The organism is Pseudomonas sp. RGM2987, assembly GCF_022952855.1.
Lineage (GTDB): Bacteria > Pseudomonadota > Gammaproteobacteria > Pseudomonadales > Pseudomonadaceae > Aquipseudomonas.
Genome location: NZ_JALJDX010000095.1, coordinates 1 through 9,891 on the forward strand (window position 1 = coordinate 1; position 9,891 = coordinate 9,891).

Annotated in this window: 9 protein-coding genes; 5 read left to right on the forward strand and 4 right to left on the reverse strand. The window is 61.4% G+C overall.

Annotation, left to right across the window (positions count from 1 at the left end; genetic code table 11):
* Positions 1 to 70 precede the first annotated feature (70 nt).
* Positions 71 to 892, reverse strand: a complete 822-nt coding sequence (locus tag RGM2987_RS01625; RefSeq protein WP_245138370.1) for an aldo/keto reductase — start codon at positions 890 to 892, stop codon at positions 71 to 73.
* 110 nt (positions 893 to 1,002) lie between these two features.
* Entirely contained in the window at positions 1,003 to 2,154 is a 1,152-nt protein-coding gene (locus RGM2987_RS01630) for an aldose epimerase family protein (protein ID WP_245138371.1), read from the reverse strand.
* A 293-nt stretch (positions 2,155 to 2,447) separates the two neighbouring features.
* Here RGM2987_RS01630 and RGM2987_RS01635 point away from each other — a divergent pair, with 293 nt between their 5' ends.
* The 3 genes from RGM2987_RS01635 to RGM2987_RS01645 all read left to right on the forward strand — a co-directional run bounded on the left by RGM2987_RS01635 (position 2,448) and on the right by RGM2987_RS01645 (position 4,968).
* On the forward strand, positions 2,448 to 3,197 hold the full coding sequence (locus RGM2987_RS01635) for a hypothetical protein (RefSeq protein ID WP_245138372.1): 750 nt from the start codon (positions 2,448 to 2,450) through the stop codon (positions 3,195 to 3,197).
* Between the two features lie 107 nt (positions 3,198 to 3,304).
* Positions 3,305 to 4,090, forward strand: a complete 786-nt coding sequence (locus tag RGM2987_RS01640) for a sulfite exporter TauE/SafE family protein (RefSeq protein ID WP_245138373.1) — start codon at positions 3,305 to 3,307, stop codon at positions 4,088 to 4,090.
* Between the two features lie 308 nt (positions 4,091 to 4,398).
* On the forward strand, positions 4,399 to 4,968 hold the full coding sequence (locus RGM2987_RS01645) for a DUF4174 domain-containing protein (protein ID WP_245138374.1): 570 nt from the start codon (positions 4,399 to 4,401) through the stop codon (positions 4,966 to 4,968).
* A 184-nt stretch (positions 4,969 to 5,152) separates the two neighbouring features.
* On the opposite strand, the gene ampC is transcribed toward RGM2987_RS01645, so the two are convergent.
* On the reverse strand, positions 5,153 to 6,301 hold the full coding sequence (ampC, locus tag RGM2987_RS01650) for a class C beta-lactamase (protein WP_245138375.1): 1,149 nt from the start codon (positions 6,299 to 6,301) through the stop codon (positions 5,153 to 5,155).
* 261 nt (positions 6,302 to 6,562) lie between these two features.
* Here ampC and RGM2987_RS01655 point away from each other — a divergent pair, with 261 nt between their 5' ends.
* Together RGM2987_RS01655 and RGM2987_RS01660 are read left to right on the forward strand one after the other, a co-directional pair.
* Positions 6,563 to 7,441 (forward strand): Dyp-type peroxidase, encoded by an 879-nt coding sequence (locus RGM2987_RS01655; protein ID WP_245138376.1) that lies wholly within the window; start codon positions 6,563 to 6,565, stop codon positions 7,439 to 7,441.
* Positions 7,442 to 7,518: 77 nt separating this feature from the next.
* Positions 7,519 to 8,265 (forward strand): SDR family oxidoreductase, encoded by a 747-nt coding sequence (locus tag RGM2987_RS01660; protein ID WP_245138377.1) that lies wholly within the window; start codon positions 7,519 to 7,521, stop codon positions 8,263 to 8,265.
* A 148-nt stretch (positions 8,266 to 8,413) separates the two neighbouring features.
* Here the strand turns inward: RGM2987_RS01660 and mapR are convergent, their stop codons facing one another.
* Positions 8,414 to 9,823, reverse strand: coding sequence for a GntR family transcriptional regulator MpaR (mapR, locus tag RGM2987_RS01665; protein WP_245138378.1), 1,410 nt, complete (start codon positions 9,821 to 9,823; stop codon positions 8,414 to 8,416).
* Between the last annotated feature and the right edge of the window lie 68 nt (positions 9,824 to 9,891).

Here is a 9,891-nt window from a genome sequence, read left to right on the forward strand (position 1 = left end):
TAAAAGAGGGTCGCTGCGCGTCCCAGCGGGAGCAAGCTCCCTCGCCACAAAAGCGCGTGACCGCGCAAAACTAGACCATCGCCAAGCGCTGCTTGCCCCGGGGCTGCACGAATGTCAGGTCCAGCGCCGCCAGGTCCTGGGCGGCCAGCGTCAGGTTCGCCGCTTCGGCATTCAGACGCACGTGCTCAGGCTGCACGGCCTTGGGGATGGCGATGACGTTGTCCTGGCGCAGCAACCACGCCAATGCGACCTGCGCCGGTGTCGCGCCATGGCGTTCGGCGATCTGCTTCAAGGTGGTGTCCCTGAGCAGATGCCCGCCCTGGCCGACCGGACAATAGGCCATGACCGGCATGCGCTGCTGCTGGCACCAGGGCAGCAGGTCGAATTCGATGCCGCGTTCCTGCAGGTTGTAGAGCACCTGGTTGGTGGCACAGGTGGGCGAGGCCAGTTCTTCAAGGTCGGCCACGTCGAAGTTCGACACGCCCCAACGGCCGATCTTGCCTTCCTCACGCAGGCGCTCGAAGGCTTCGACGGTTTCTGCCAATGGGTATTGGCCGCGCCAGTGCAGTAGATAAAGGTCGATGTAGTCGGTGTCGAGTCGTCGCAGGCTGCGCTCGCAGGCCAGGGGAATGCCTTTGCGGCTGGCGTTGTGAGGGTAGACCTTGCTGACCAGGAACACTTGGTCCCGCAGGCCGGTGATCGCTTCGCCCACCACGGTCTCCGCGCCGCCTTCGGCGTACATCTCGGCGGTGTCGATCAGCGTCATGCCCAATTCGATGCCCAGGCGCAGGGCCGCCACTTCGTGCTTATGCCGGGACGGTTCCTCACCCATGCGCCAGGTGCCCTGGCCGATCACGGGCACGGACACGCCGGCCAATTCCAGAGTCCTCATGCCTGTCTCCTGTGTGTTTGAACATCAGAGGTGTGGCAGCAGGATAGACCAGCCGTTCAAAGATGATCGTTCCTGGGGCGCAGGAACGATCACCGGTGAAGCGGCTACGATTACTTGGCGGAGAACTTCAGAACCATGGTCTGGGTGTAGGTCTGGCCGGGATCGAGGCGTGTGGACGGGAAGTTCGGTTGGTTGGGCGAGTCCGGGAAGTGCTGGGTTTCCAGGGTGAACGCGCCCCAGTGCGGATAGACCTTGCCTTGTTTGCCCTTGACCGTGCCGTCGAGGAAGTTGCTGGTGTAGAACTGCACGCCAGGCTCGGTGGTGAACAGTTGCAAACGGCGTCCCGATTGGGGGTCGTAGACATCGGCGGCGACTTTGCTCACGTCACCCTTGGCGTCGAGCACCCAGTTGAAATCGAAGCCGCCCTGTTTCGGTTCGGCAAACTTGAGTTGCGGGTGATCGGCCTTGATATGGGTGCCGATGGCGGTGGGCTTGGTGAAGTCCATCGGCGTGCCGGCCACGGGCGCCAGCTCACCGGTGGGAATCAGCTTGCCGGTGACCGGCGTGTAGTGGGCGGCATGCAGGGTTGCCACCTGCTTGAGAATATCGCCGTTACCTGCACCGGCCAGGTTGAAATAGCTGTGGTTGGTCAGGTTCAACACCGTGGGTTTGTCGGTGCTGGCCTTGTACTCGATGCGCAGCTCGTTCTGTTCGTTGAGGCTGTAGGTGACGTCGGTCTTCAGCGCTCCGGGAAAGCCCATTTCGCCATCCGCCGAGAGGTAGGTCAGGGTCACGCCCACCGAGTCCTTGCTGTCATGGGGCTGGGCCTTCCAGACGCGTTTATCGAACCCCAGTGGTCCGCCGTGCAGGGAGTTGCCGTGATCGTTCTGCGGCACTTGATAGCGCTTGCCGTCGAGCTCGAATGCCCCGTCCGCCAGGCGATTGCCGAAGCGGCCGATGGTTGCGCCGAAATACACGTTGCCGTTCTTCTGGTAGCCCTGCACATCATCGAAGCCGAGCACGACATCGGCGGCCTTGCCATGTTTGTCCGGCACGCTCAGGGACTGGAGGATGCCACCGTAGGTGATAACCGTGGCCTCCATGCCGTGGCTGTTGCGCAGCACGAATTTTTCCACCGCCGTGCCGTCGTCGGTCTTGCCGAACGCCGCGCGTTGATTGGTCAGGCCGGCGGCCTGGGAGGCAGAAGTGGCAATCATCAGAGACACTCCGAGGGCCGTGAGCAGATGTCTGGATTCAAGCATGGTGTGACCTTCCTGTTGTTTTGTTGTTGTTTTGAACGCGGGTCGAGTCCGTTACTTGGTCGGACAGCGGTGAAGGTTTTTCTGTTCAGTAGTCTTTCTATTTAATGGCTGAGAAGGGATTTATAGCCATAAATGCAGATTTATCAATTAAAAAGTAAGACTAATTGAGTGGGCCGCGTCTCGGCTCGGGTCGATGATTTTCTCCCGGCACTGCACTTTTGCGGTTTCTGCCGCTCTATCCATGGCCTGCAAGCGACGATCCCCATCGCTTCCCATGCCCAGACCGAGACTCGATGGCCGGTGCTTTTTATCCCCTGATGATGCTGCGACGTCGATGTTCGACGCTGGTGGCATGTGTACTGATGGTGCTCAGCGGCGGATGCAGCCATCAGCAGGGCCAGGACATGGTCACCCAGTTCAGCAGTGCCCGGCCCCAGGAGTTCTTGCAGACCAGCGTCGACCGTATGGCCACGTTGTCGATGCACGACAACCTGCAAAGCCTTTATCTGTTGATGAGCAAGCTGTACCTGCGCAACCCCGATGAGTTGCGCAAGTCCGGTTTTCTCGAGGCTCGCATCGCCGAGCAGCAAGTGCGCCTGGCCATTGAACAGCAACAACCGTTGCCGACCCTCGGTGGTCGCAAGGACCTGGCTGCGCTGAGCTATGCCATGAGCCCGGAATTTCTCGGCGATCGGGTCGGCGCATTTATCTACGCCATCGGCAGCATGCTGGTCACCGCTCACGGCAATCGCCTGGAGTTCTACATGACCGACACCATCGACCCGCGTTTCGTCAGCAACGCGGCGCGCAATATCGAGAAAGCCACTTGGTTGCTGAGCCAGCGCCAGAACAAGGACGGCACCCCGCTGCTATTCTCCAATGAGATTTCGGAGGAGGGTAGCAACCTGAGTTTCGCCGTTGAGTTCGGCAAGATCGTTGCACGATTGGACCTGTTGACCCAGATGCTGGACGAGCGCTATCGGCGGATCGGGCTGAACTATGCCCAGAGCCTGTTGTTCCTGAATTTCCTGCCGGTGCAGTGATTGATGCAAAAAGGAATAAAGATAGATCATATCGATATAGGGGGTTATAAGAAAAATCGCTATGCTCGCGGCCAGATTTTTCACGCGGTTATGCTGAGACGGGTTTGATGGATTTCGGTAATGTCGGTTTAGTCGTGGCGGGCCTGGTGGTCGGCTTCATCGTTGGGATGACCGGCGTCGGTGGTGGCTCACTGATGACCCCGATCCTGTTGTGGTTCGGCATCAACCCGGCGACGGCGGTGGGCACCGACCTGCTGTACGCGGCCATTACCAAGTCTGGTGGGGTCCTGGTTCACGCCAGGAACCGGAACATCGACTGGGCCATCACCGGTTGGCTGACCCTGGGCAGCGTGCCGGCAGTGGGGCTGACACTGTGGTTTCTCAGCAGCCTGCACAGCTCGCCCGAGGCCATGAACGCCGTCATCAAGCAGGCCTTGGGCTTTGTCCTGTTCGCCACCGCCCTGGCGATCCTGTTCAAGAAGCGCTTGCTGCAATTCGCCCACGACCGCGCTGGCGGTCATTACAACCCTACCGGCAAACGTCTCAATCTGCTCACGGTGATTACCGGCCTGGTGCTCGGTACCATGGTCGCGTTGACTTCCATCGGCGCTGGCGCACTGGGCACGGTCGCGCTGTTCATCCTCTATCCGTTCCTCGTCACCAAGCGCCTGGTGGGCACCGAAATCGCCCACGCCGTGCCGTTGACCCTGGTTGCCGGCCTCGGCCACGCGAGCATGGGCAACATGGACTGGCACATCCTTGGCTTTCTGCTGATCGGCTCGTTGCCGGGCATTTACCTGGGCAGTCATCTGTCTGGACGGATCTCCGACGAGTTGCTGCGTCCCTGCCTGGCGGTGATGCTGGCGATGATCGGATTCAAGTTGGCGTTCTAGCGCCGATGCCCGAATTGCAAGAACACCATAGACCCACTGTGGGAGCGGGCTTCCTCGCGAAGGCTTAGGCACATTCAGCATTGATGCAAGCTGAACGGCCGTCTTCGCGAGCAAGCCCGCTCCCACATGGGGTCTGCGTTGAATGGCATTCCTGAGTTTGCAACGCTTTCAGTACTGTGCGCCTACGGTTGCGCATTGAACCCACTGACCTAAGCTTCAAGGCAGGCAAGTGCGGTATCGGGCGACTCTCGCGGAACAATTGCCACCATGTGCAATCAGTACAGCGTGAATATCAAAAGGAGAGGCGCATGCTCATTCGGTCGTTGACCTTCGCTACCTTGCTGGCCGTCGCCGGCCCTCTGTTCGCTGCCGATGGCGACTCACCGCTGGTGGCGGAGATGGGCAAGGCCCGTCCCTTGATCGTCATCGCGCCCAGCACGGTCGACCCCGCCTGGGTCAGCCTGAAAAAAGCCCTGGACGAACCGAACGGCAAGCAGGGTTTTTCCGAGCGCAACATGGTGCTCTATACCGTACTCAATACCATCGGCCAGCGCGACGGCAAAGACCTCGACCCGCAGAGCACCATGGCGTTGATCCGTTCACTCAAGCTGGGCGCTGGTGCCCAGACCAAGATCATCCTGGTGGGCAAGGACGGCGAAAAGAAGCTTGAGCATTCCGGTGCGATTGAATTGAAAGAGCTGTTCGACGCCGTCGACAAACTGCCCGCGGCGGAAAAGGAAGCCGCAGCCCCAACCCCACCTCCGGCACCGGAAGCGGCGCCGGCGAAGGAAGCGAAGGGCGCCAAGCCAGGCAAGCCAGGCAAGCCAGGCAAGCCAGGCAAGGCGCCGTCAGGGCCGCCGAAGCCGTTGGATGATTGACCTTAAGTGCGGATGAATCCCGTTCATGACAATGGAGAGACTTCACGAGGGCGCTCTTGTGGCGAGGGAGCTTGCTCCCGCTGGGCTGCGTAGCAGCCCCCTGTGTTATTCCTGCATGCATTTTGGGGCCGCTTCGCGACCCAGCGGGAGCAAGCTCCCTCGCCACAGATACCTCACCCAGCCGCTATTTTTCTTCCAACGCAGAGAGAATCCGGTACGCGGCCTTCACCCGCTCTTCATTCGGATAATTCTTGTTCGCCAGCAACACGATGCCCATGTTTTTCCCGGGTATGAAAGCGGCGTAGGCCCCGAAGCCGCCAGTCGAGCCGGTCTTGTTGATCCAGGCATTGTCCGGGGCGGGGCGGGGTGGCTCGATGGCCTGTACCTTGTGTGGCTCGAAGGCCATTTTTGAACTGTTGCCAACCAGCAGTTCATCCAGGCTGACCGGGTACGGATAAATCTCCCAGCCCAATCCTTGAGTCATCCCTTCAACCTTGTAGAAGCCGGTATGGGTCGTGGCGATGGCTTTGCTCAAGTCGGCATCCAGTTTTTCCGGTCGCAGGTTGACCTCGATGAAACGAATCAGGTCCGACGAGCTGGTCTTCACCCCATACGCCTCTGAATCCAGCGCGCCAGGTCCGACCCGGACCGGTTTTCCATCCTTCGCATAACCCTGGGCATATCGGCCCCACTGCGCCTTTGGCACCTGCACGTAACTGTGCTCGAGGCCCAGCCCTGGCATCAGCATGTGCTCCATCACGTCATCAAAGGGGCGCTCCAGGCTGCGGGCCGCCAGATAGCCGAACAGGCCGATGCTCGGGTTCGAATACAATCGCTGGGTGCCGGCCGGATAGAGCGGCTTCCAGTTTTTGTAATAACCGAACATCCGGTCTGCATGGTCGGCGTCCTGGGGAAACTGCAGCGGTAACCCACCGGAGGTGTAGGTGGCGAGGTCGAGCAGGCCCACACCGTCGAAGGCGCTGCCGCGCAGCTCTGGGGCGAAGCGACTCGCCGGGTCCGACAGGGACAGTTTGCCCAAGGCCTGGGCATAGGCACCGAGGGTCGCAGTGAAGGTCTTGCTGACCGAGCCAATTTCGAAGAGGGTCTGCTCGGTGACCGGCTGTTTCGTATCCTTGGAGGCCACCCCGTAATTGAAATAATGGCGTTGGCCGTCGTAGGTGATCGCCACGGCCATGCCGGCGATGTCCTGTTGCTTCATCAGCGGTTGGATGACGGCATTGACCGTGTCTTCGATGGGCTCTTGGGCGAAGCCGGGCGTCGTCCCGCAGGCGAGGATAAAAGCGCCAGCGAGTATCGATTTGGCGAGGTGCATGTCGGGGCCGTCTCCTTGAAGCGCTGGAATTCTGGTGGTCTGGCATCCAGCTCCCGTCGCCTGGATCCACCTTGGGGCGGTCAATCTAGGAGGTTTTCGATCACTCGGCAATAACGCATCGGGCGGCCCAAATCAGGTTCGGAGCCATCTGACGCAAGCGCGGAAGAAATCCTACGCAAAGATCCTCGCTCCTCCAGGCTTGGCAACCCACACAAATCCCCGGCCGCCGGGTAGACTTGCGCTCTTTCTAAAGGAGTTCACATGAGTTACTACCAGCCCGGCATTCTTGCCACCCCTGTTCCGCCTCAGGCCCGTCACATGTTTTTCGCCCTGGAATCGGTCGAGGCGCTGCCGGCTGCGATAGACAGACTCTTGCTCCAACTGGACGGTCGAGCGGTGGTCGGCTTTGGCGAATCGCTGGTCCAGGCCCTGGGCGCCAGGATCGACGGGCTGCGGGCGTTCCCGGCGTTGACCGGCGTGGGCGTGGACAACCCCTCGACCCAGCATGCGTTGTGGTGCTGGTTGCACGGCGAGGACCGCGGCGAGCTGCTGCACCGCAGCCGCGCCATCGAAGCGGCGCTGGCCCCGGCATTGCGCCTGGTGCAGATGAACGAGACCTTTCGCCACATGACCGGCCATGACCTGACGGGTTATGAGGACGGCACCGAAAACCCCCACGACGAAGCTGCCATCGCCGCAGCCCTGGCCCAAGGCGCCGACGGTTTGCGCGGTGGCAGTTTTGCCGCGATTCAGCAGTGGCAGCATGACTTTGACGGTTTCGCCGCGATGTCCCCCCATGAGCGCGACAACATCATGGGGCGGCGCCTGAGTGACAATGAGGAAATCGACGATGCGCCGGAGTCGGCCCATGTCAAGCGAACGGCCCAGGAAAGCTATGCGCCGCAGGCGTTCGTCGTGCGCCGCTCCATGCCCTGGATCGAAGGTGATCGTGCAGGCTTGATGTTCCTGGCCTTTGGTTTCTCCCTCGACGCCTTTGAAGCGCAACTGCGGCGCATGAGTGGCCTGGAGGATGGCATCACCGACGGCTTGTATCGCATGAGCCGGCCGATCACCGGCGGCTATTACTGGTGCCCGCCGCAGCAGGACGGGCGCCTGGACCTGCGTGCCTTGACCCGCTAAGCGCAACGGTTTGTGCAAAGCGGCGGGTGAACGCTATTCTTGGGCCGGACCTCTATCCGTGGAACGGGAGAACGAGCGTGGATAAAGTCATCGTCATCACCGGTGGCGGTCGCGGAATCGGGGCGGCTACGGCGCTGCTGGCTGCCGAGCAAGGTTATCGGATCTGCATCAACTACCAGTCCGACGAAAGTGCCGCCCAGCAGGTGTTGGAGCAGGTGCGGGCCAAGGGGGCGCAGGCGATTGCCGTGCGGTCCGACGTGAGCATCGAGGACGAAGTCATCGATCTGTTCGACCGGGTGGACACCGAATTGGGCCGTGTGACGGCATTGGTCAACAATGCTGGCACGGTGGCGCACAAGTCCCGGCTCGACGAAATGTCCGAGTTCCGTATCCTCAAAATCATGAAGACCAACGTACTGGGGCCGATGCTCTGCGCCAAGCACGCAGTGTTGCGCATGTCGCCCAGGCACGGCGGGCAGGGCGGCAGTATCGTCAATGTCTCGTCGGTAGCCGCGCGCCTGGGCTCGCCGAACGAATACGTCGACTATGCCGCGTCCAAGGGCGCCCTGGATACCTTCACCATAGGCCTGTCCAAGGAAGTGGCCGGTGAGGGCATCCGCGTCAATGCGGTTCGCCCCGGTTATATCTACACCGATTTCCATGCGTTGAGTGGCGACCCGGACCGCGTCAGCAAGCTGGAATCGGCGATTCCCATGGCTCGTGGTGGCCGTCCGGATGAAGTGGCCGAAGCGATTATCTGGTTGCTGTCGGACAAGGCTTCGTATGCCACCGGGACTTTCGTGGATCTGGGGGGCGGACGCTGACGTTAGCGCTCCGTCGTCAGTTCAGGCCTCTTCGCGAGCAAGCCCGCTCCCACATGGGATCGCTGGAGGGCATGGATATCGGATACGCAGCCCATCCTGTGTGGGAGCGGGCTTGCTCGCGAAAGCGGTTGTCAGATCGGCACTGCATTCAGAACGACCGGATAATCCGCCCCAGCGTTTCCATGGCCTTTTCCGACACCTCGGTCCACGGGCTGCCGTAGTTCAAGCGGATGCAGTTTCGAAAACGCCGGGTCGGTGAAAAGATCGGTCCCGGTGCGATGCTGATGCCCTGGGCCAGGGCCATCTGGAACAGTTTCAGCGAATCCATCTGCTCCGGCAGTTCCAGCCACAGGAAATAACCGCCTGCCGGCTGGCTGACTCGGGTCTGGGATGGAAAATAGCGGGCGATGGCGGCGCGCATTGCGCTTTGCTGTTCTTCCAGGGCGTAGCGCAGTTTGCGCAGGTGGCGGTCGTAGCCGCCGTGTTGCAGGTAGTCGGCGATGGCGGCCTGGGCCGGCATCGAGGCGCACAACGAGGTCATGAGCTTGAGCCGTTCGATTTTCTGCGCGTAGCGCCCGGCGGCAACCCAGCCGATGCGATAGCCCGGCGCCAGGCTCTTGGCGAACGAGCCGCAATGCATCACCAGCCCTTCGGTGTCGAAAGCTTTGGCCGGCTTGGGCGCCTGCTGGCCGTAGTACAACTCGGCGTACACGTCGTCTTCGATCAGCGGCACCTGATGACGACGCAGCAATTGCACTAGCGCCTGCTTGCGCTCCTCAGGCATGGTCGCGCCCATGGGGTTCTGGAAGCTGGTCATGCACCAGCAGGCCTTGATCGGGTGCCTTTCCAGGGTTTGCCCGAGCACCTCCAGATCAATGCCGTCGCGTGGGTGGACGGGGATTTCCACGGCCTTGAGCTTGAGCCGTTCCAGCACCTGCAGGCTGGCGTAGAACGCCGGCGCCTCGATTGCCACCAGGTCGCCGGGCTCGGTCACGGCTTGCAGGCACAGGTTCAGGGCCTCCAGGGCACCGTTGGTCACCAGCAACTCCTCCATGGGCAGCATCACCCCGCCGACCATGTAGCGCAGGGCGATTTGCCGGCGCAGGTGTGGATTGCCTGGCGACATGTCGGTGACCACTACGCGCGGGTCCATGTCGCGGGTGGCGCTGGATAACGAGCGGGACAGCCGTTGCAGCGGAAACAGCAGCGGGCTGGGAAATGCCGAACCGAAAGGCACGGTGGTGGGGTCCTTGATAGATTCCAGTACCGAGAACACCAGCTCGCTGACGTCGACTTCGGTGGATTCCTGTACCTGGCTGCTGATAGCCGGCTCGGAAAACGGGCTCGGCGCGTGGGCATTGACGAAGTAGCCCGAGCGTGGCCGGGCGCGGATCAGGCCACGGCGCTCCAGCAGGTAATAAGCCTGGAACACGGTGGACGGGCTGACGCCATAGGTCTGGCTGGCGTAACGCACCGACGGCACGCGCTGACCCGGCCCCAGCATGCCGGAACGGATCAGCTCTGCGATGTCGTCGGCGAATTTTTCGTAGCGTTTCATGGCGGGCCTGGTCTTGAACGGTTCAGGGTAGTGCATAGCTTGCGCATTTAACTGTGGGAGCGGGGGGG

Excerpts from the sequence above, each read along its gene's own strand:
- RGM2987_RS01625 (WP_245138370.1), bottom strand. The coding sequence starts at position 892 with ATGAGGACTCTGGAATTGGCCGGCGTGTCCGTGCCCGTGATCGGCCAG.
- RGM2987_RS01640 (WP_245138373.1), top strand. The coding sequence starts at position 3,305 with ATGGATTTCGGTAATGTCGGTTTAGTCGTGGCGGGCCTGGTGGTCGGC.
- RGM2987_RS01655 (WP_245138376.1), top strand. The coding sequence starts at position 6,563 with ATGAGTTACTACCAGCCCGGCATTCTTGCCACCCCTGTTCCGCCTCAG.
- RGM2987_RS01635 (WP_245138372.1), top strand. The coding sequence starts at position 2,448 with ATGGCCGGTGCTTTTTATCCCCTGATGATGCTGCGACGTCGATGTTCG.
- RGM2987_RS01645 (WP_245138374.1), top strand. The coding sequence starts at position 4,399 with ATGCTCATTCGGTCGTTGACCTTCGCTACCTTGCTGGCCGTCGCCGGC.
- mapR (WP_245138378.1), bottom strand. The coding sequence starts at position 9,823 with ATGAAACGCTACGAAAAATTCGCCGACGACATCGCAGAGCTGATCCGT.
- RGM2987_RS01630 (WP_245138371.1), bottom strand. The coding sequence starts at position 2,154 with ATGCTTGAATCCAGACATCTGCTCACGGCCCTCGGAGTGTCTCTGATG.
- ampC (WP_245138375.1), bottom strand. The coding sequence starts at position 6,301 with ATGCACCTCGCCAAATCGATACTCGCTGGCGCTTTTATCCTCGCCTGC.